We start from the raw sequence: 21876 nt of genomic DNA, 5'->3' as shown, positions 1-21876 counted from the left end.
ATCCCGTTTTTGTTTTTTAATGAAACTAACGGTTGTTTCCCAGCGTAGCTTGTTGGATCATTAGCGGTTATACGTCGTTTTAGCATTGAGGAATCAAGCATGAGTGAGGCTGAAGCCCGCCCAACTAACTTTATCCGTCAGATTATCGATGAAGATCTGGCGTCAGGTAAGCATGACCATATTCAGACGCGTTTTCCGCCAGAGCCGAATGGCTATCTGCATATCGGACATGCGAAGTCTATCTGCCTGAATTTCGGGATCGCTCAGGATTACAACGGGAAATGTAACCTGCGTTTTGACGATACCAATCCGGTGAAAGAAGATATTGAATACGTTGAATCGATCAAACGCGATGTTAACTGGCTGGGTTTCTCATGGAGCGGCGACGTTCGCTATTCCTCCGACTATTTCGATCAGCTTCATCAGTATGCGGTTGAGCTGATCGGTAAAGGGCTGGCGTACGTCGATGAACTGACGCCGGAACAGATCCGCGAATATCGCGGTACGCTGACCTCTCCGGGTAAAAATAGCCCGTATCGCGATCGCAGCGTACAGGAAAACCTGGAACTGTTCGAAAAAATGCGTAACGGCGGTTTTGCCGAGGGGACGGCCTGTCTACGCGCCAAGATCGATATGGCATCGTCATTTATCGTGATGCGCGATCCGGTTCTGTACCGCATTAAGTTTGCCGAGCATCATCAGACCGGCAACAAATGGTGCATCTACCCGATGTATGATTTTACCCACTGTATTTCCGATGCGCTGGAAGGCGTGACCCACTCCCTGTGTACCTTGGAATTCCAGGATAACCGCCGTTTATATGACTGGGTGCTGGATAATATCACCACCCCTTGCCATCCGCGTCAGTATGAGTTCTCTCGCCTTAACCTTGAATACGCCATCATGTCCAAGCGCAAGCTGAACCTGCTGGTGACGGAAAAAATTGTCGAAGGTTGGGACGATCCGCGTATGCCGACGATTTCCGGCTTGCGCCGCCGTGGCTACAGCGCCGCATCTATCCGTGAATTCTGTTACCGCATCGGGGTAACCAAGCAGGATAACAACGTTGAAATGGCGGCGTTGGAAGCCTGTGTGCGTGACGATCTGAATGAAAACGCGCCGCGCGCCATGGCGGTGCTCGATCCGGTGAAAGTGGTGATTGAAAATCTGCCTTCAGGTCATGAAGAGTGGGTTACGATGCCAAACCATCCGAATAAACCGGAAATGGGGACGCGCCAGGTGGCATTCAGCCGTGAGGTTTATATCGATCGCGCTGATTTTCGTGAGTCGGCCAATAAGCAGTACAAGCGTCTGGTGTTAGGTAAAGAAGTTCGTCTGCGTAATGCTTACGTGATTAAGGCGGAGCGTATCGATAAAGACGAGCAGGGTAACATCACTACTATTTATTGTAGCTATGATCCTGATACCTTAAGTAAAGATCCGGCCGATGGCCGTAAGGTAAAAGGCGTGATCCACTGGGTATCCGTGACGCACGGTCTGCCGGCGGAATTCCGTCTGTACGATCGTTTGTTCAGCGTCGCCAATCCTGGGGCGGCGGATGATTTTCTGTCAACCATCAATCCTGAATCGCTGAAAGTGACTCATGGATTCGTTGAGGCGAGCTTGGCGCAGGCCGAAGCGGAAAAAGCGTATCAGTTTGAGCGTGAAGGCTATTTCTGCGCTGACCGAGTTTATTCCAGTCCGCAGAATCTGGTATTTAACCGTACGGTGGGCTTACGGGATACCTGGGTAGGATAACGGCAGGATTTGCCGCAAGGATAAAATAAAACCGCCTCGGCGGTTTTATTTTATGACGGGCTATTCAACCCGTCACCTTACAGGCCGTCGCAAGCGACGTTGAAAATCGCCGCGGCGGTTTTTTTATGCGGTAGATTTATCTTTTTGCGTCGTGCAGGGTTTCGTCTTCACGGCAATCCCCTTCACTGCAATGGCCATACAGATACAAACTGTGGTTAGTCAGCTTGATGCCGTGTCTTTCCGCGATTTCGCGTTGGCGTGCTTCGATATACTCATCACGGAACTCAATGACTTTGCCACAATCCAGGCAAATCAGATGGTCATGATGATGTTGTTGCGTCAGTTCGAAAACCGATTTACCGCCTTCAAAGTTATGGCGGGTTACGATACCAGCATCATCAAACTGATTCAGTACGCGGTAGACGGTCGCCAAACCAATCTCTTCGCCCATATCAATCAGTTTTTTATATAAATCTTCCGCACTGACGTGGTGGCACTCTGGGTCCTGCAATACTTCCAGAATTTTCAGTCTTGGAAGAGTGACTTTCAGGCCGGCCTTCTTTAATGCGGTGTTATTGTCAGTCATGCGGATTTAGTCCTGTTGCTTACTTATCAATGGAGGCTACCTAGCCTATGACATCGGTCGGCTCAAAAAATGCAATAGCGTCTCAATTATAGAACCGTGCATACAAAATGAAAACAGTGAAATGTTAACAATATTATATCCATATACAATCTAGACGTACCATGCAATGTATTGTTGGTATTGGGGTACACCAAATGAATGCACATAACCGATGTGGGTATTGTACATACTTATAGGAAGAAGTTAAAAAAATGTATCAATCTTTGCGAAAGGTTTTTTCTATTAACCCGGCTCTGACAGGTATGGCTATCAGAGCCGGAAAACCGTTTTAGCCAACCAACTCTTTCAGATTCAACTCTTCGCTGATCTGTTTCACCCAGGCGGTGACGCGTTCGCTGGTCAGTTCAGGCTGACGATCTTCATCGATGGCCAAACCGACGAAGTGTTTATCGTCCACCAGACCTTTAGACGCTTCAAAGTAGTAGCCTTCGGTCGGCCAGTGCCCAACGATAGTCGCGCCGCGTGGCTCGATAATATCGCGGATGGTGCCCATCGCGTCACAGAAGTACTCTGCGTAGTCTTCCTGATCGCCGCAGCCAAATATGGCGACCAGTTTTCCGGTAAAGTCAATTTCTTCCAGCGTAGGGAAAAAGTCATCCCAGTCGCATTGAGCTTCCCCGTAGTACCAGGTTGGGATACCCAACAGTAAAATATCGAAGGCTTCAAGATCTTCTTTACTACTTTTGGCGATGTCATGAACTTCGGCAACGTCGGTTCCCAGTTGCTGTTGGATGGTCTTGGCAATGTTTTCGGTATTGCCGGTGTCACTGCCAAAGAAAATTCCTATGAGTGCCATGAATTGAATAACCTCTTGATTCTTAATGATATGGAGCAGTGCCTTACCCACTTATCGGCTAATAATAACAGACACTCACTGCATGAGAAACTCGTATCGGTAAGGATAAGTAAATAGCGGCATGAATTTTGTCGGCGTCCATTTCCCGGATTGAACCGGCCATAATCCGCCTCGCCATTTCGTCAAATTGCAGATGCGCCGGTTTTGTACTCGGCCCCTGTGAGCCTCGCCCGTAAAAAGCCAACGCGTTATCCGGCACCGCGAAACCTGCTGGATATATTCTTTAAATGCATATCGAATGGATCAATAAAACTTATGTTTATGAAAAGTTATGAGGTTGTTCAAAGAATAGAAAATTAACGACGGTAAGTACAGTTCAGAAGCTAAACATTCCCCGTATTTTGTCGATTAACAAGCGTGGATTGTATCCGTTTCGACAGGACGAAAGATTAGCGACAGGAAGGAGTGATGAAAGCCTAATTAATAGAATTCTCGTTATCTTGCCGCCTATTGCCGGCAAGATCTTCCTTTTTTATGCGTGTTCGGGTTTGGAGTGAACTATGAGATTTTTAAGGAACATCGCCATCAGAACGGCCATGTTATGGGTACTCGGCACCTTCTGTGTACTATGGGGAGGCGTGTCGATATACACGATATTTTCTTTCAAGGAGATGACGACAACGTCTAAAACCAGCAGCCTGCTGGTGGAAAACATGAATTTTGTTAATCAGGCTAACGATCAGTATTTTCGTATGGTTACGCGTTTGGCCCGCGCCGTTGATGCGCGCCGCAGCGGCGATAATGCCTCCGCGGACAGAGAGCAGGCATCGGCGTTGAATGCGCTGAATACGTTAAAAGCGGATTTGGCGGCATTCAATGGGATAGATCATGCGGGATTGGATGATGCGCTGGTGCAGGCGGCCAGTCGCGATTGGAATACGCTGATTGTTCAAGGCGTCGAACCTTTATATCAGAAAGCCTCGGCAAATTTGCTGGATGACTATCAGGTCCAGGCCAGAGACGTGGTGCCGCCGTTGAGCCGCCAGTTCGGCGCATCGATGTCGGCCCTCAATAAAGTCGCGTCTGAAAAGTTTGTTGCCGCCGGCGTGCGTTTCGAGCAGATCACCTCTATTGGTCAAAACATTTTGCTGGCAGGTTTGATCGTCGGGGTGATTATGCTGTTCCTGACCGATCGCTATTTGGTGAAGTTCCTGGTCCGGCCATTGAACGATCTGCGCGATCATTTCAGCGTGATTGCATCAGGCCAGTTAGGCAAACCTATCGTGGATTTTGGCCGTAACTGCGTCGGCAGGTTATTTCCTCTCTTACGTGAAATGCAAACCAGTTTGGCCAACACGGTCAGCACCATCAGAAACAGCACCGATTCTATTTATCAGGGATCTTCGGAAATCGCCGCCGGGAACAACGATCTGTCGTCACGTACCGAGCAGCAGGCTTCCGCACTGGAAGAAACCGCCGCCAGCATGGAGCAATTGACGGCAACGGTAAAACAGAACGCCGAAAACGCCAACCATGCCAGCCAATTGGCTTTGCAGGCCTCTACGACGGCGAAGAAGGGCGGCGATATTGTTGAAAACGTGGTGAAAACCATGTCGGAAATTTCCAGCAGTTCACGGAAAATCGCCGAGATTACCACCGTGATTAACAGCATCGCCTTTCAAACCAATATCCTGGCGCTGAATGCGGCTGTTGAAGCGGCCCGCGCCGGCGAGCAGGGACGTGGCTTTGCCGTCGTGGCCGGCGAAGTTCGTAGTTTGGCGCAGCGCAGCGCGCAGGCCGCCAAAGAAATTGAGGGGCTTATTTCGGATTCCGTCCGGTGTGTGGATACCGGTTCCCATCTGGTTGAAGAGGCCGGCAACACCATGCACGACATTGTTCGCGCGGTGACTAACGTGACCGATATCATGGGAGAGATCGCTTCCGCATCGGAAGAACAAAGCAAGGGGATAGCTCAGGTCGCTCAGGCCGTTTCAGAGATGGACAGCGTCACCCAGCAGAACGCGGCGTTGGTCGAGCAGGCATCGGCCGCCGCGCTGTCGCTGGAAGAGCAGGCGGCGCTGTTGAATCAGACGGTTTCGTTATTCCAGTTGTCCGAACATCATATCCAGCCGGCAAAAGCGGTAAAAATCAACGCGGCGCCGAAAGCCGCGATAGCGGCAACGGCTCAGAAAGCGTTGCCGCCAAGTCATGATAATTGGGAAAAGTTCTGATTATTTATAGGGCGTCAGGGATGACGCCTTGCTGCCGGGAAGCGCGGCTTATTGGCGTCAGACTTTTTTCCCGGCCAGCTGTTCCAGTAAAATTTCTTCAATAAGTTCACTACGGCTGATATTGCGCTGTGCGGCCAGGTCGTTAAGGATATCGACCGCCTCGCTGTTAATTTTCAGCTCAACCCGCCGTAATCCGCGAACTTTGTCGCGTCGCAGCTGATTACGCTTATTGATTCTTAACTGCTCATCACGTGAAAGCGGGTTGGTCTTCGGGCGGCCCGGGCGTCGCTCATCTGCGAACAGATCCAGCGTGGTACGATCCGTTTGTTCTTTTGCCATAGGTAATGATACTGCAAGGTATTCGGACCAAAATGCGCACGTCTATAACATAACGTACTACGCGTTCATTTTGATGATGTGGTTACAACGCCTTGGCTGAATTAGCCGTCCCTCTACTGCGGGCGTCATCATACCCCAGCCGTACTGGCGGCGACAATGGTTAATCAGGGCCGTCCGGTTAACTCGCATCCAGAAAACGATGGATTGCGCGTAAGACCGCCTCGGGTTTCTCCGCATGAACCCAGTGTCCCGCGCCGCTCACCACATAAGCGCGAGCCATCGGGAACTGGCGCAGTATGGCTTCGCGATAGATATCATCCAGATAGGGCGAGTTTTCGCCGCGAATAAACAACACCGGCCCCTGCCAGGCGGGAACATCCTGCCAGCCGATAATATTTTCGTATTGATCCCACAGCGCCGGCACATTGAATCGCCATTCGCCCTGCTGGAACGATTTCAGCAAAAATTGAATGACGCCTTCTTCCTTCAGATATTGTCGCATCAGCGCGGCGGCTTGCGTACGGGAGGCGAGCCCGGCATCGCTGACGGCCCGTAACGCGGTAAACACATCGTCATGCCCGCGGGTCCGATAGGCGACCGGCGCGATATCCATCACCACCAGCTTCGCCAGCCGCTGCGGAATAAGGGAACTGAGCGACATCGCCACTTTCCCGCCCATCGAATGACCGATCACGATTGCCCGCTCGATGTTCAATGCATCCAATAATTCCAGAACATCTTGCGCCATCGCCGGGTAGGTCATCTGCGGCGAGCGCGGCGACAGGCCGTGATTGCGCAGATCCAGTTGTAAAACATCGCGCTGATTTTGCAAATCCCGGCCCAGTACACCAAGATTATCCAGATTGCCAAACAGTCCGTGGATGAGGACGACGGGTAATTTGCCATCGGGTTGACGCGCATCATGCCTACGATAATTCAATTTCATGGTGAAGTTCATTCAGAGATACAGGCGCTTAGGGTATCATTAGTTTACAACACAAGGTTACCGCGGAAGAAGCAAGTCTAACCTCGTCGGTGAGAGCAGCGTCAGCAAGGCATAATCCGAGTTTTTGCGTTGTCGGTGTTCTGGCGCTGTTCGAGAGCCGTTATTCGCTTGTATACTTCTTGACGATTGATTTGAGTAATAAAACAGCACTGGATAAAGATGAAAACTATTGAGGTCGACGAAGAGCTTTATCGTTATATCGCGAGCCACACGCAGCATATCGGTGAAAGCGCATCGGATATTTTACGGCGGATGCTGAAATTTACCGCCGGCCAGTCCTCCGCGGCGCCAGCGGCGGACGTTGCGGCAAATACGCAGCCAGCTTCATCCCCGCGTCCGGGCGATCGGGTTCGGGCAATGCGGGAATTACTGTTATCGGATGAATACGCTGAGCAGCATAAGGCGATCAATCGCTTTATGCTGGTATTGTCTCAGTTGTACCTCCTGTCGCCGCAGGAATTTGCGCTGGCGACAGAATCGCTTCATGGCCGTACGCGGGTTTATTTCGCGGGCGATCAGCAAACTCTACTTCAGAATGGCACCCATACTAAGCCCAAACATATTCCGGGTACGCCATACTGGGTTATTACCAACACCAATACCGGTCGTAAACGAAGCATGGTCGAACACATCATGCTGTCAATGCAGTTCCCGGTAGAACTGACAGAGAAAGTTTGCGGAACCATCTAATTCATGACAGCGTCAGAGAGAGATGCCAATGGCTAATCACCCAAGAGCCGGACAGCCTACCCGGCAAAGCGATTTAATCAATGTGGCTCAGTTGACGTCACAATATTATGTTCTGCGCCCGGAAGTCGGAAATGCAGCGCATGCGGTGAAGTTTGGTACTTCGGGACATCGCGGCAGCGCGGGACGCCATAGTTTTAATGAAGCGCATATTTTGGCGATAGCGCAGGCGATCGCCGAAGAGCGCGGCAAGCAAGGCATCGCCGGCCCGTGCTATCTCGGCAAAGATACGCATGCGCTGTCCGAACCGGCGTTTATTTCGGTACTGGAAGTGCTGACGGCGAACGGCGTGGATATCATTGTCCAGCAGGACAACGGTTTTACCCCGACGCCGGCGATTTCCAATGCCATCTTGGTTCATAACCGTGAAGGCGGCGCGCTGGCGGACGGCATCGTCATTACGCCGTCCCACAATCCTCCCGAAGATGGCGGCATTAAGTACAATCCGCCAAATGGCGGCCCCGCCGATACCAACGTCACCAGCGTGATCGAAAAACGCGCCAATGCGCTGTTGGCTGACGGGCTGAAAGGGGTGAAACGTATTACGCTGGATCAGGCCTGGAAGAGCGGTTATATCCATGAGCAGGATTTGGTGCAGCCTTACGTTGAAGGGCTGTCCAGCGTGGTGGATATGGCGGCGATTCAGCGTGCGGGCCTGACGTTGGGCGTCGATCCGCTGGGCGGATCCGGCATCGCCTACTGGCAGCGTATTGCCGAGCATTACAAGCTGAATCTGACGCTGGTGAATGATTCCATCGATCAGACTTTCCGTTTTATGACGCTGGATCACGACGGCGTGATCCGTATGGACTGCTCATCGGTTTCCGCCATGGCCGGGTTGCTGGCGCTGCGTGATAAATTCGATCTGGCTTTCGCCAACGATCCGGATTATGACCGCCACGGTATCGTCACGCCTGCCGGCCTGATGAATCCGAACCATTTTCTGGCCGTATCCATCAACTACCTGTTCCAGCATCGCCCTCAATGGGGAGAGTCCGTCGCGGTAGGCAAAACATTGGTTTCCAGCGCGATGATCGATCGCGTCGTGGCGGATTTGGGGCGCAAGCTGGTGGAAGTGCCGGTCGGCTTTAAATGGTTTGTCGACGGACTATTCGACGGCAGCTTCGGCTTTGGCGGCGAAGAGAGCGCGGGGGCGTCATTCCTGCGCTTTGACGGCACGCCGTGGTCAACGGATAAAGACGGCATCATTATGTGTCTGCTGGCCGCGGAGATTACGGCCGTAACGGGTAAAAACCCGCAACAGCATTATGATGAGCTGACGAAACGCTTCGGCGCGCCGAGCTATAACCGTATTCAGGCAGCGGCGACTCACGCGCAGAAAGCGGCATTATCCAAGCTGTCGCCAGAGCAGGTGTCCGCCAGTACGCTGGCCGGCGATCCCATCATCGCTCGCCTGACGAGCGCACCCGGCAACGGCGCGCCTATCGGCGGGCTGAAAGTGATGACCGATAACGGCTGGTTTGCGGCGCGTCCTTCCGGCACGGAAGAAGCCTATAAAATCTACTGTGAGAGCTTCCTTGGCGCAGAGCACCGGGAACGCATTGAGAAAGAAGCGGTAGAAATCGTCAGCGCCGTGCTGGCTAACGCCAAGTAATGATCCTGTCAGGCGCTGCATCGCAGCGCCTTTTATCCCAGCGCTACAAGCAGCGCGCCCGCTGAGATCAGCGCCACGCCCGCGCCGGCCATCAGCGAAATTTTTTCACCCAGCAGCAACACCGCCAGCACCACGGCAAAGACCACGCTGAGTTTATCGATCGGCGCTACCTGAGCAACATTGCCGTTTTTCAGCGCGACAAAGTAAAACAGCCACGACATGGCGCCGGCCACGCCGCTGAGCAGAATAAACATCAACGCCTTTTTATTGGCGATGATTTCGCTGACCAGCGCCGTTTTTCCCTGTACCACCACCACGCCGACTAAAAAAAGCGCCATGACGACAGCACGGATTGCCGTTGCGGAATTGGCATCCAGATTTTGCAGACCGATTTTGCCAAAGATGGCGACCAGGGCTGCGCATAGCGCAGATAGCAAGGCATAGATTAACCAGCTAGTCATAATATGAGATCCCAGAATAAATAAGCGGAAATGGCAAGGTTCTTCTTGAATGTAATCGCGCAGAAATGTTACGCCGGGCGCTGGCAGATAACCAGATTTACGGCATAAAACGATAGCCAATCGCCGTTTCTGTTAACAGATGGCGCGGCCGGGCGGGATCAACTTCCAATTTCTGGCGCAGATGCCCCATATAGATACGCAGATAGTGACTGTGTTCTACGGCGTTGGGCCCCCAGACCTGGGTTAGCAGCTGACGTTGCGTCAGCACCTTGCCGGGGTTCGCCGCCAGTACCGCCAGTAGACGGAATTCGATCGGCGTCAGGTGTAATTCCTGGCCCTCGCGGCTGACCAGGCGATTGAGCAGGTCGATGGTCACATTCCCGAAGCGCACCAGCGGCGTCTCCTGCGGCGAACGCCCGTGGTGACGCAATGCGGCACGTACTCTGGCCATCAATTCACCGATGCCGAACGGCTTGGTCAGATAGTCGTCCGCCCCGGCATCCAGCGCCTCGATTTTATCCTGTTCGTCAGCGCGCGCCGACAGCACGATAATCGGCATACTGCTCCACTGGCGGAGATCGCGGATATAGTCGATGCCGCTGCCATCCGGCAGGCCGAGATCGAGAATAACCAGTTCGGGTTTACGCGTCGCCGCTTCAATCAAGCCGCGTTGCAGGGTGTCGGCGTCATACACGCGACAGCCCTCGGCCTCCAACGCCTGACGGACAAAGCGGCGGATCTCTTTTTCATCTTCTACGATCAAAATAGCGGTCTGCAATGAATTCAGTTCTCCTCAAGATCTTCTGGCTCGATCGCCGGCGGGGCGGATAGCGGCAGGGTGAAATGGAATGCGGCGCCGCCCGTTTCGCTATTGGCCGCCCAGATGCGCCCGCCGTGAATGTCGATGATGGCGCGGCATATCGCCAGCCCCAACCCCACGCCGGGGATTGACGACTCTTTATGGCCGCGGGCGAACTTGTCGAAAATAACCTCTTCCTGCCCGGCTTCGATACCCGGCCCATTATCCCGCACAATCACTTCCAGCCAATCATCCGGCGTAGCCGGCCGATAGCGTATTGTCGTCTCTATCGTGATGATTGCCTGCTCGCCGGCATATTTCAGCGCATTTTCCAACAGGTTGATCAGCACCCGCTCAACCAGACTGGCATCACAATAAACCAGAATCATATTGTCGGATAGATTTACCCGAATCGTATTTTTCTCCAGCGCGCTTTCCAACTGCTGTAATGCGCCACCGATCAACTCTTCCAGCGTTTGCCACGATTTGCGCAGATGAAAGCCGTCGGATTGGATCCGGGCCATATCCAGCAGGTTGTTCACCAGCCGCGTGGTATTCAGGATCTGCTGGCGGATTTGGCTGGCCTGGCGTGCGTGCGGCGAGCCTTCGTCGGCCAGATTAAGCGTCAGAATTTCGGCCTGGCCGAACAGTACCGTCAACGGCGTGCGCAAATCATGGGAGAGGGCCGCGAGCAGTGAGTTTCGCAATTGCTCGCGCTCCGTATTCAGGCGGGCGTTTTCCGTGCTTTGCATCAGAAACAGGCGCTCCAGCGCATTGGCGATCAATACGGTAAAGGTTTCCAGCAGGCGCTGTTGTTCGGGAACCATTAACTGCCGGATATTGTCCGGTTCAATCGCCAGCACGCCGAAGATTTGCTGCGTCGTGGCCAACGGCAGTATCTGGTAGGGGACGCCGGGCAGGGTGGCGGTGCCTGCTCCGGCAGGCGTACGATGATCGAAACTCCAGCGGGCAATCGCGTTATCGACGATAAGTTGCTCCTGACCGTCGAGCGCCGGTTGCTGTAGCTCCGGCGAGGAATGGTCGGGGTCATCGGCCAGCAGTAGTGCGATTCTGGCTTGAAACGTGGTGCTGAGGAAATGATGGCTGGCTTTTACGATATCCGCACGGGACAGGCTGCGGTTCAACGTTTTTGACATCTCATAGAGATGCCGGGCGCGCTGTTCGCGGTAGCGGGCGACTTTGGCCTGATAACGCACGCCCGCGGTCAGGTTGCCCACCAAAATACCGACGCCCAACATCACCGCAAAGGTGACAAGATATTGGGCGTCTGAAACGGCAAGGGTGCCGCGCGGCAAAATAAAAAACAGATCGAAGATGGCGACGTTGATTATTGCGGCGAACACCGAGGGCCAGCGACCATAAAACAGGGCGATAACCACGACCGCCAGCAGGTAAATCATCACCAGATTCTCTGATTCCAACATAGAGAAGGGGGACCAGAGCGCCAACAGCGTGATCGCGGCGCACAGTATGGCGGCCATCGCGCAGCCGTAAAGCTGCATTCTCCACTTTTCAATCAAGTCGCGCGTATCCGGCGCTTTGGCCGGCCTGGGAGCCTCATCTTTAACGGAGACAATCACCAAATCAAGGTCCGGCCCCAGTTTACCTAAGCGCTCGGCAAAGCGGGCGCGCCACCGCCAGCCAAAGCGTTGTTCGGCATGGCGGCCGATAACAATTTTTCCCAGGTTATGTTCCCGGGCATAACGTAATATGGCGTATTCTTCATCCGGATCGGATAACGTCGCCGTTTCCGCGCCCAGATCCTGCGCAAGTTTGAGCGCGCGTAAAATCGCCCGCCGCCGCGCTTCCGGTAACTGGTGCAGACTGGGCGTTTCGACATAAACGGCATGCCAGACGCTGCCCAACCGGGCCGCCAGCCGCGATGCGGTACGCACCAGTTTTTCATTTCCCGGTCCATGGCCGATGCATAGCAAGATGGCGTCACGGGTATGCCAGATATGCTCCCGCCCTTGAACCGCCCGTAGCGCCCGCATTTGATCGTCGACCCGATCGGCCATACGTCTTAATGCCAGCTCACGCAGCGCGATCAGATTACCTTTGCGGAAGAAGTTTTCTATCGCCCGTTCGGCCTGCAACGGCAGATAAACTTTACCTTCATTCAGCCGTTGGCGCAGATCGTCCGGCGGCAAATCCACCAGTATCACTTCATTGGCATTATCAAAGATCGGATCGGGCAGGGTTTCCCGTACTTGAATTCCGGTTACGCCGCCTATCACGTCATTCAGGCTTTCCAGGTGCTGAACGTTAACGGTGGTGAATACGTTGATACCGGCATCCAGCAGTTCCTGAACATCTTGCCAGCGTTTGGGATGCCGTGAGCCCGCCACGTTGCTGTGCGCCAGTTCGTCGATCAGGATTAGTGCCGGACAACGCGCCAACGCGGCATCGAGATCGAATTCGACAAGGTGACGCCCATGATGATTGATGCGTTTTTGCGGCAACTGCGGCAAACCTTCCAGTAAGGCGGCGGTTTCGCTGCGTCCATGGGTTTCCGCCACGCCGACCAACACGTCCAGCCCCTGGGCTCGTAGCCGCTGCGCTTCCTGTAACATGGCGTAGGTTTTCCCTACGCCGGCGCAGGCGCCGAAGAATATTTTCAGCTTACCGCATGGCGGTTCATCAATTTGCGCCAGCAGGCTATCGGGATCCGGACGATGATCTTCGCCATTAATCATGGTGTTTCCTTATCTGGGCAGTTTTTTTTCCCGGTCTAACGCCAGATTCAACATTAGTACATTTACGGTTGGGCGGCCGATAAACGCCGGCGTACTGGTTTGGGTAAAACGGCTAATCAATTGTTGCACCCGCGGCAAAGCGATCCCCCTGACCTGAGCGATACGCGCGGCCTGATAGCGCGCCGCTTCCGGCGAGATAGCCGGATCCAGTCCGCTGCCGGAGGCGGTCAGCAAATCAGCCGGAATAGGCAGCGGGCTGTTGGTGCTCCGGCGCCACTGCGCGACGCGCTGCCGGATCTGTTTATCCAGCGCCGGGTTACTGGCCGCCAGATTACTGCCGCCTGAAGCCAGCGCATTATAGGGGGTATCCGCGGTAGCGGAAGGGCGCCCATGGAAATAGTTATCCTGGTTGAATGCCTGGCCGATAAGCGACGAGCCGACGACGATATTATCACGGTAAATCAATGAGCCATTGGCCTGGGAAGGGAATAGCCGCTGCGCCAGCTCCGTGGTCAGCAATGGATAAGCCAGGCCGGTACACAGCATTAACATGATTAAAAGAAACAGGGCGGAACGTAAATTACGCATAGCGATTACCCGTCAATGGTTAAACCAGATTCAATCCGCTTAGCAACATATCGATCAGTTTGATGCCGGGAAACGGCGCCACCAACCCGCCAAGCCCATAAATCCACAGATTGCGGCTCAACAGCGCCGCGGCGCTCATTGGCCGATAGCTAATCCCTTTTAACGCCAGCGGGATCAGGAATACGATGATCAGCGCATTGAAAATGGTGGCCGAAAGCATGGCGGAAGCCGGCGAATGCAGATGCATGATGTTCAACGCATTTAGCTGGGGATAGGTGGCGGCGAACGCCGCGGGAATAATGGCGAAGTATTTGGCGACGTCATTGGCAATACTGAAAGTGGTTAGCGATCCTCGCGTCATCAGCATCTGTTTACCGATATGCACCACTTCGATCAGCTTGGTCGGATTGGAATCCAGATCGACCATATTGCCCGCTTCTTTCGCCGCCTGCGTGCCGGAGTTCATCGCCACCGCGACGTCGGCCTGCGCCAGCGCGGGCGCATCATTGGTACCGTCGCCGGTCATGGCCACCAACCGGCCTTCAGCCTGATACTGACGAATCAGCGCCAGTTTGGTTTCCGGCGTCGCTTCCGACAGGAAATCATCCACACCGGCTTCGGCGGCAATCGCGGCGGCGGTGAGAGGATTATCGCCGGTAATCATCACGGTTTTGATTCCCATGCTGCGCAATTCGGCGAAACGTTGCTTGATGCCGCTTTTGACGATGTCTTTCAATTCCACCACGCCCAATACGCGTCTCCCTTCCGCGACGACCAAAGGCGTTCCGCCGCGCCGGGCGACATTGGAAACCAACGCTTCCACCTGCTGCGGGAAACTGCCCTGATTGGCTGCAATATAGTGGCGCAGGGCATCGACGGCGCCCTTGCGAATGATTCGCTGCTGAATGTTAACTCCGCTCATACGCGTTTGCGCGGAAAACGGCACAAAGGCGGCGTCGCTATCCTGCAGGCTGCGATCGTTCAGATTAAAACGCTGTTTGGCCAGTATCACGATGCTGCGGCCTTCCGGGGTTTCATCGGACAGCGATGCCAGCCGGGCGGCATCCGCCAGCGTTTGTTCCGTGACTCCCGGCGCAGGCAGAAATGCCGATGCCTGACGATTGCCCAGCGTGATGGTGCCGGTTTTATCCAATAACAGCACGGCGATATCGCCCGCCGCTTCCACCGCCCGTCCGCTGGACGCAATGACGTTGGCGCCCAGCATACGGCTCATGCCCGCCACGCCGATGGCGGAGAGCAGTCCGCCGATCGTCGTGGGAATAAGGCAAACCAGCAGGGCGACCAGGACGGTAATACTGACGGTTTCTCCGCTGCCGTTGGCCGCCGCGCCAAACCAGGAAAAGGGATATAGCGTGGCGCTGACCAACAGAAAGATGATGGTCAGCTCAATCAGCAAAATGGTCAGGGCTACCTCGTTAGGGGTTTTCCGCCGCTGGGCGCCTTCCACCATTGCGATCATCCGGTCGAGGAACGTTTCGCCGGGATTGACGCTGCATTGGATCACCAGCCAGTCGGACAGCACGCAGGTTCCGCCGGTTACGGAGGCGAAATCGCCGCCGGATTCGCGGATAACGGCGGCGGACTCGCCGGTAATCGCGCTTTCATCCACGGAGGCGCTACCTTCCAGCACTTCGCCGTCGCACGGAATGATTTCGCCCGCCTTAACGAGAACGACATCCCCCTTACGCAGACTATCCGCCGGGATCGCTTCTGTCGCCGCATCGTGCCGCGGCGCCGCAAGTTTATTGGCCCAACTGGTTTTTTGCACCCCTTTCAGGGCGTTCGCCTGCGCTTTGCTGCGTCCTTCCGCCAGGGCTTCGGCAAAATTGGCGAAAAGAACCGTAAACCATAACCAGAGCGAAATCAGGCCGGTAAATGCCGCATCCCCGGAGGCCGCGCCGGCCAGAATCGCCAGCCAGATAATACTGGTCAACAGGCTGCCGAGATAAACCACCAACATCACCGGGTTACGCCACTGTATACGGGGATCGAGCTTCTTAATTGCATCCGTCAGCGCGGTGCGCAACAGCGTCATATCAAACAGCGATTGCGCTTTACGCCGCCTGGCGCGATGGAGCATGCCGCGCTGCGGCGCGGATGAATGTTCAGCTATCGTTTGAGTCGTGCTTGTTTGGCGGGTCATAAATCGTCTCCAGCCTTAGTGAACTTGGCCGAACTGTAAATATTCGGCAACCGGCCCCAGCGCCAGGGCGGGGATGAACGTCAGCGCGCCGATCAGCAAGATGACGGCGATCAGCATGCCGATGAACAGGGGACCGCGGGTGGACAGGGAGCCTCTGCTTTCCGGCTGGCGTTTTTTAATAACCAGCGACCCGGCGATAGCCAGTACCGGGATCATGACGGCAAAACGCCCCAGCAGCATGGCCGCCGCCAGCAGCAGGTTATAGAACGGCGTGTTGACGCTTAGTCCGGCAAAGGCGCTGCCGTTATTATTGGCGGCTGAAGACACGGCATAGAGCACCTCGCTGAAGCCGTGCGCCCCCGGATTAAGAATGCCGCTGCGTCCGGCTTCGCTGCCGATCGCCAACGCCGTGCCGAGTAACGTCAGGGCCGGGGGAAGCAGAATGGCAAGCGCCGTCATCTTCATTTCGTAAACGTCGATCTTCTTCCCCAGGTATTCCGGGGCGCGTCCGATCATGAGTCCGGCGATAAAAACGGTCAGTAAAACGAACAGCAGCATGCCGTATAGGCCGGAGCCGACGCCGCCGAACACCACTTCGCCGATTTGTATCAGCCACATCGGCGCCATGCCGCCCAGCGCGGTAAACGAGTCGAGCATCGCGTTGACCGCACCGGACGACGTCGCCGTCGTTGTCACGGCATACAGGCTGGACATCAGAACGCCGAAGCGGGTTTCTTTGCCTTCCAGGTTGCCGGCGCTATCCGCCCCCAGCTCCAGCAGATGCGGATTACCGTCATATTCCGCGTACATCGTCAGCGCCGCCGCCACGATAAATATCAGTACCATGGCCGATAGCAGGGCATATCCCTGACGGGGATCGTTAACCGCTTTGCCGAAAGCAAAGCACAGTGCGGCGGGGAGCAGCAGAATCGCCAGCATCTGCACGATATTGCTCAGCGCGCTGGGGTTTTCAAATGGATGGGCGGAGTTTGCGCCGAAGAAGCCGCCGCCGTTGGAGCCCAGCAGTTTGATGGCCTCCTGAGAGGCTACGGGGCCCATGGGCAGAGTTTGCGTTGCGCCTTCCAGCGTGGTGACGTGTTGATAGGGCAACAGGTTTTGCAGCGTCCCCTGACTGATAAAGAAGAGCGCCAACAAGAGAGAGAGCGGCAGCAAAATGTACAGCGTAATGCGCAGCAGGTCGAACCAGGCATTCCCCAGAGTATCAACGGCGTGGCGGGAAAATGCGCGGATTAACGCGAAGGCGGCCGCGATCCCCGTCGCGGCGGAAAGGAAGTTCTGTACGGTTAGTCCCGCCATCTGGCTCAGATAACTCAGCGTATTTTCCCCGCTGTAAGCCTGCCAGTTGGTGTTGGTGACGAAACTGACGGCGGTATTGAGCGCCAGATGCCACGATAATCCCGGCATGTTTTCCGGGTTGAGGGGGAGAGATCCCTGCGTCATCAACAGGCCGAACAGCACAACGAAACCGAGAAAATTAAAGGTCAGAAGCGCCTGGGCATACTGCCGCCAATGCATTTCTCCGCGATGAATCATTAAAAAACGCGCGCTTCCCGCTTCAAATTTTTGCAGCAGCGCGCCGCTTTCCCCTTCGATCAGGCGCGCCAATACATTGCCCAGCGGCTGCGCCAGTAACATCAGTATCAGCAGCAAGCCGCCGATCGGTAAAAAGACGTCAGCGATCATCAGAAGTTCTCCGCCTTTAGCAGGGCATAAACCAGATAGCCCAGTAACAGCAGCACCAGCAGGCTGCCCAAAAGGATGCCGAGAGTCATAAAACCCCTCCGGGGGTAATCAAGAATTAACGACAGCAGGCTACTGAACGGCGGGAAAAGAAGGTGCAAATTTTCGGTGGTTGGGCGTAAAAAAAGTATAAAAATGGTGAAGCGGCGATGGTAAACAGGCTGTGATGGGGGATATCGGCAGGCGTATTACATGGATTTACGGATAAGTTTAGCCTGCGTACCGCCTGACGCCGGGGAAAATAGACGGCGATTATTCAGACTGATGACAAAGCCTGTTATTACTCGCCCCGCAAGCGGCGTTCAAAAACGCACGCGTTTTTGTAAGAGAAACACGGAGGGGAGATTCCCGTCGGGACGCCTCACCCCCGTGGTCGCTCCGGGTATCTCGCTCTCATCACAATGGATTTGTCATCAAACTCCGATTATTTCACTTTTTTCTGGTCCGATGAGTAGAAAATTTGCGCTAAAGGCGGTAAAGTTCCAATCAGTTTTCCATCCGGATTTTATCGTTAATATAAGTGACCTGCCGGCCGCGGTCACTGGCCTCTGGAGGATCGTCATGTCGCCCTATACCGCTTATCCTTTCTATCGTATTCTCCTGCGCCGTATCGCCGTGGTTTTTATCGGCGTTGCCGCGCTGCCGGTGATGCTGTTTCGCCGCGATCGGGCGCGTTTCTATAGCTACCTTCATCGTGTTTGGCTGAAAACCAGCGATAAACCGGTTTGGATGGCGCAGTCGGAAGCGGCATCCTGTGATTTTTATTAATCAATCTGCTATATAAATAATTCTGCTTAATACTCTTTTTAATTTACTCCCGCTTCGGCGGGTTTTTTTATGGCGGGCCATCCTGGCCGTTATGTTCCACGCCGTCACCGGCGCCGTTTAACATCGCTTCCGGCGATTTTATGTAACGCGCCGATTAATCTTATGATTTCTTACCTTATTTCCCCTTTCGTTTTTCCTGCGTCGCGGCGGGATCCGCTATGCTGGTTATAACGGATTGTTTTTTATAAGGGGATAAATCATGACGTTCGATCCGATCCCGGTTGGTATAAGCGCCTGTCTGCTTGGAAAACCGGTGCGCTTCGACGGCGGGCATAAGCGTCTGGCGTTTGCCGTCGAGCAATTATCGCCGTATTTCCATTTTGAGCCCGTTTGTCCGGAAATGGCCGTTGGGCTGCCGGTGCCGCGTCCGGCGTTGCGGCTGATAAAAAACGCGGAAGGAAGCATTACCCTGCGCGCCAGTAATGGCTCGCCGCTGGATGTCACTCAGCAGATGCGCCGCTTTTCCGCAGAAAAAGTCAGCCAGCTACAGCAGCTGTGCGGCTATATTGTGTGCGCCAAATCGCCCAGTTGCGGTATGGAGCGCGTCAAAGTGTATGACGAGCCGCAAAAGAACGCGCGCAAAAGCGGTACGGGACTGTTTACCCAGGAACTGTTGCATCAGTTGCCTTGGTTGCCGGTAGAGGAAGATGGCCGTCTGCACGATCCGGGACTGCGGGAAAACTTTATTGAGCGGGTTTATACCCTGCATGAATTGCATCAGATCTGGCGGCAAGGTCTTAGCCGCGGGGCGCTGATTGCGTTTCACAGCCGTTATAAATTGTTGCTGCTGGCCCATTCACAGCCTGAATACCGCGCGCTGGGGCGTTTTGTGGCGGATATCGATAAATGGGAATCGTTGGACGATTTTGCGCGGGAATACCGCCTGCGGTTGATGAAGCTGATGACGCATCCGGCAACCCGGCGCAATCACACCAATGTCTTGATGCATATTCAAGGATATTTCCGCCGCCAGCTTAGTTCGTCGCAGCGACAGGAACTCACCCAACTGATCGATCGCTATCGGCAGGGCGTGCAACCCCTGCTGGCGCCCATCGCCTTGCTGAAGCATTACATGGCGGAATATCCGGATGCTTACCTTGCGGAACAGCGCTACTTTGAGCCTTATCCGGAAGCGCTAAGGCTGCGCTACGGTTACTGACGGGTGACCTAAGGATGATTAATGACCACGCATTTAGTTTGGCTGCGCAATGATTTGCGCATAACCGATAACCTGGCTTTACATGCGGCCTGCCGGGATCCGCAGGCGCGGGTTATCGCTCTGTTTATCGCCACGCCGCAGCAGTGGCGCCGGCATGATATGTCTCCTAGACAGGCCGCTTTCCTGCTGGAAAATCTCAACGCGGTGCGGCGAGATCTGGCCGAAAAAGGGATCGCCCTTTATTACCATGAGTGCGATGATTTTTCCGCCGCGGCGAACTGGCTGGCGGACTTTTGCCGGCAGCAGACCGTCACGCATCTGTTCTATAACCGCCAGTACGAAATCAATGAACGGCGGCGCGATAACGAGGTGGAAAAACTGCTGGCCGGGCGCGTTGAATGCCGGGGATTTGATGACGCGCTGTTGTTGCCGCCCGGACGTGTGCTGAACGGGGACGGCGCAATGTACAAGATGTTCACGCCGTTTCGGCGGGCGTTTATTAACTGCCTGTTGGAAACGAATACCGATAGCGTTCCCGCTCCGAAGCCGAGAAGCGGCGGTGCGGTTGATATCACGGCGGCGTTAACGCCGTTCAGTTATCCTCAGCAGGAGATTGATCGCGATTTTCCCGCCGGGGAGACGGCGGCCTTACAGCGGCTGCGTCAGTTCTGCCGTGAACAGGTACAGGACTACCCGCGTCAGCGGGATTTGCCGGCGCTGGCGGGAACCAGCAAATTATCGCCTTATCTGGCGTTGGGCGTTCTGTCTCCCCGTCAGTGCTTTAACCGGTTGCGGGCCGAGTGTCCCGATCTGCTGGAGCAGCGGGAGGGCGGCGCTTTTGTCTGGTTTAATGAGCTGGTCTGGCGTGAGTTTTACCGGCATTTGTTGGTGTTCTGGCCGGATTTATGTAAGCACAAACCTTTTATCGCATGGACGCAGCAGGTTCAATGGCGGCGCTCGCCGGACGATCTGATCGCCTGGCGGCAGGGAAACACCGGTTATCCTATTGTTGATGCCGCTATGCGGCAGATGAATCAAACCGGCTGGATGCATAACCGCCTGCGTATGATTTGCGCCAGTTTTTTAGTGAAAGATTTACTTATCGACTGGCGTGAAGGGGAGCGCTATTTTATGTCGCAACTGTTAGATGGCGATCTTGCGGCGAATAACGGCGGTTGGCAGTGGGCGGCTTCCACCGGAACGGATGCGGCTCCCTATTTCCGTATTTTCAATCCGACCACTCAGGGGGAGCGGTTCGATCCGCAAGGCGCTTTTATTCGCCGCTGGCTGCCGGAATTGGCCGCGGTGCCGGATAAAGATATTCACCATCCCCATCGGTGGGCCGCTCGGCAGTCGTGCTCTCTGAACTACCCGCTGCCGATTGTCGATCACAAAGCGGCGAGACAGCAGACGCTGGCGGCCTTTGCCGCCGCGAAAAATTCAGCCATGGCACATGACGATCAACCAGAGAAAAGTAAGTATGCGTAATAGCGATTTGGAAAAACTGATTAACCAGCAGCTTAACGCCGAGTCCTTCCAGGACTACGCCCCAAATGGTTTGCAGGTGGAGGGCCGCAGCGAGGTGCGGCGTATTGTCACCGGCGTGACCGCTTCCCAGGCATTACTGGATGCCGCCGTTGAGCATCAGGCCGATGCCGTTCTGGTCCACCACGGTTATTTTTGGAAAAACGAATCGCCGATTGTACGGGGCATGAAGCGTAACCGGCTGAAAACGCTGCTGGTCAACGATATTAATCTGTATGGCTACCATCTGCCGCTGGATGCGCATCCCCAATTGGGCAACAACGCCCAACTGGCGGCGTTGCTGGAAATCGATGCATTAGGAACCATTGAACCGCTGGTGCCGTACGGCGAGTTCTCTCAGACACTTAGCGGCGATGCGTTGCGCCGGCGTCTGGAAAACCGATTGGGGCGTTCGGTGCTGCATTGTGGGGATAATGCACCGCAACAGATACGTCGAATTGCGTGGTGTACCGGCGGCGGGCAGGGATTTATCGAGCTGGCGGCGCGATTTGGCGTTGACGCTTTCATTACCGGTGAAGTTTCAGAGCAGACCATCCACGTCGCGCGTGAAATGGGGGTGCATTTTTTTGCCGCCGGGCATCACGCCACGGAGCGGGGAGGGGTCCGCGCGCTGGGGGATTGGCTGGCTCAGCAGCATGGTTTTGACGTGACGTTTATTGATATTCCCAATCCGGCTTGATGGTTAACGCTTTTTTATTAACAGCATACGGTCAAAA

The 21876-nt window shown here is 54.7% G+C and carries 19 protein-coding genes; 8 read left to right on the top strand and 11 right to left on the bottom strand.

Features of this window, described 5'->3' with window-relative positions; all coding sequences use genetic code 11:
- Positions 1-99: 99 nt before the first annotated feature.
- Positions 100-1758, top strand: a complete 1659-nt coding sequence (gene glnS, locus HC231_RS16665; RefSeq protein ID WP_208227866.1) for a glutamine--tRNA ligase — start codon at positions 100-102, stop codon at positions 1756-1758.
- A 136-nt stretch (positions 1759-1894) separates the two neighbouring features.
- On the opposite strand, the gene fur is transcribed toward glnS, so the two are convergent.
- Both fur and fldA read right to left on the bottom strand, forming a co-directional pair.
- The gene (gene fur, locus HC231_RS16660; RefSeq protein ID WP_208227865.1) at positions 1895-2344 is read right to left on the bottom strand and encodes a ferric iron uptake transcriptional regulator; all 450 of its coding nucleotides are present in this window, start codon (positions 2342-2344) and stop codon (positions 1895-1897) included.
- 328 nt (positions 2345-2672) lie between these two features.
- A complete protein-coding gene (gene fldA, locus HC231_RS16655; protein WP_208227864.1) occupies positions 2673-3200 on the bottom strand; it encodes a flavodoxin FldA in 528 nt (175 codons plus the stop codon).
- Between the two features lie 560 nt (positions 3201-3760).
- Between fldA and HC231_RS16650 the strand changes: the two genes are divergently transcribed.
- A complete protein-coding gene (locus HC231_RS16650; protein ID WP_208227863.1) occupies positions 3761-5431 on the top strand; it encodes a methyl-accepting chemotaxis protein in 1671 nt (556 codons plus the stop codon).
- A gap of 57 nt (positions 5432-5488) precedes the next feature.
- Here HC231_RS16650 and ybfE read toward each other — a convergent pair whose 3' ends face one another.
- Together ybfE and ybfF are read right to left on the bottom strand one after the other, a co-directional pair.
- Positions 5489-5770, bottom strand: a complete 282-nt coding sequence (ybfE, locus tag HC231_RS16645) for a LexA regulated protein (RefSeq protein ID WP_208227862.1) — start codon at positions 5768-5770, stop codon at positions 5489-5491.
- Positions 5771-5948: 178 nt separating this feature from the next.
- Positions 5949-6716, bottom strand: a complete 768-nt coding sequence (gene ybfF / locus HC231_RS16640; protein WP_246494551.1) for an esterase — start codon at positions 6714-6716, stop codon at positions 5949-5951.
- Between the two features lie 219 nt (positions 6717-6935).
- Between ybfF and seqA the strand changes: the two genes are divergently transcribed.
- Entirely contained in the window at positions 6936-7466 is a 531-nt protein-coding gene (gene seqA / locus HC231_RS16635) for a replication initiation negative regulator SeqA (protein ID WP_208227860.1), read from the top strand.
- Between the two features lie 28 nt (positions 7467-7494).
- A complete protein-coding gene (gene pgm, locus HC231_RS16630; protein ID WP_208227859.1) occupies positions 7495-9138 on the top strand; it encodes a phosphoglucomutase (alpha-D-glucose-1,6-bisphosphate-dependent) in 1644 nt (547 codons plus the stop codon).
- 32 nt (positions 9139-9170) lie between these two features.
- On the opposite strand, the gene HC231_RS16625 is transcribed toward pgm, so the two are convergent.
- The 7 genes from HC231_RS16625 to kdpF form a co-directional block, all read right to left on the bottom strand.
- Positions 9171-9599 (bottom strand): EamA family transporter, encoded by a 429-nt coding sequence (locus HC231_RS16625; protein ID WP_208227858.1) that lies wholly within the window; start codon positions 9597-9599, stop codon positions 9171-9173.
- A 97-nt stretch (positions 9600-9696) separates the two neighbouring features.
- Positions 9697-10377: a two-component system response regulator KdpE gene (gene kdpE / locus HC231_RS16620; RefSeq protein WP_425490400.1), complete on the bottom strand. Its 681-nt coding sequence runs from the start codon at positions 10375-10377 to the stop codon at positions 9697-9699.
- Between the two features lie 5 nt (positions 10378-10382).
- A complete protein-coding gene (gene kdpD / locus HC231_RS16615) occupies positions 10383-13115 on the bottom strand; it encodes a two-component system sensor histidine kinase KdpD (RefSeq protein WP_208227857.1) in 2733 nt (910 codons plus the stop codon).
- 9 nt (positions 13116-13124) lie between these two features.
- A complete protein-coding gene (gene kdpC, locus HC231_RS16610) occupies positions 13125-13703 on the bottom strand; it encodes a potassium-transporting ATPase subunit KdpC (RefSeq protein WP_208227856.1) in 579 nt (192 codons plus the stop codon).
- Between the two features lie 19 nt (positions 13704-13722).
- The gene (gene kdpB, locus HC231_RS16605) at positions 13723-15804 is read right to left on the bottom strand and encodes a potassium-transporting ATPase subunit KdpB (RefSeq protein ID WP_208231379.1); all 2082 of its coding nucleotides are present in this window, start codon (positions 15802-15804) and stop codon (positions 13723-13725) included.
- A gap of 78 nt (positions 15805-15882) precedes the next feature.
- Positions 15883-17571, bottom strand: coding sequence for a potassium-transporting ATPase subunit KdpA (kdpA, locus tag HC231_RS16600; protein WP_208227855.1), 1689 nt, complete (start codon positions 17569-17571; stop codon positions 15883-15885).
- Positions 17571-17660 (bottom strand): K(+)-transporting ATPase subunit F, encoded by a 90-nt coding sequence (kdpF, locus tag HC231_RS16595; RefSeq protein ID WP_208227854.1) that lies wholly within the window; start codon positions 17658-17660, stop codon positions 17571-17573. The genes kdpA and kdpF overlap by 1 nt, the downstream gene beginning before the upstream one ends.
- A 529-nt stretch (positions 17661-18189) precedes the next feature.
- Between kdpF and HC231_RS16590 the strand changes: the two genes are divergently transcribed.
- The 4 genes from HC231_RS16590 to HC231_RS16575 all read left to right on the top strand — a co-directional run bounded on the left by HC231_RS16590 (position 18190) and on the right by HC231_RS16575 (position 21839).
- Positions 18190-18396: a YbfA family protein gene (locus HC231_RS16590; protein WP_208227853.1), complete on the top strand. Its 207-nt coding sequence runs from the start codon at positions 18190-18192 to the stop codon at positions 18394-18396.
- 259 nt (positions 18397-18655) lie between these two features.
- The gene (locus HC231_RS16585; protein WP_208227852.1) at positions 18656-19615 is read left to right on the top strand and encodes a YbgA family protein; all 960 of its coding nucleotides are present in this window, start codon (positions 18656-18658) and stop codon (positions 19613-19615) included.
- Between the two features lie 21 nt (positions 19616-19636).
- Entirely contained in the window at positions 19637-21103 is a 1467-nt protein-coding gene (gene phrB, locus HC231_RS16580; protein WP_208227851.1) for a deoxyribodipyrimidine photo-lyase, read from the top strand.
- Positions 21096-21839 (top strand): type 2 GTP cyclohydrolase I, encoded by a 744-nt coding sequence (locus HC231_RS16575; RefSeq protein ID WP_208227850.1) that lies wholly within the window; start codon positions 21096-21098, stop codon positions 21837-21839. Before phrB ends, HC231_RS16575 begins: the two co-directional genes overlap by 8 nt.
- Positions 21840-21876: the final 37 nt, after the last annotated feature.

The sequence above is a fragment of the Brenneria izadpanahii genome, from assembly GCF_017569925.1.
Lineage (GTDB): Bacteria > Pseudomonadota > Gammaproteobacteria > Enterobacterales > Enterobacteriaceae > Brenneria > Brenneria izadpanahii.
This window is presented reverse-complemented; position numbering and strand designations above follow the sequence as displayed.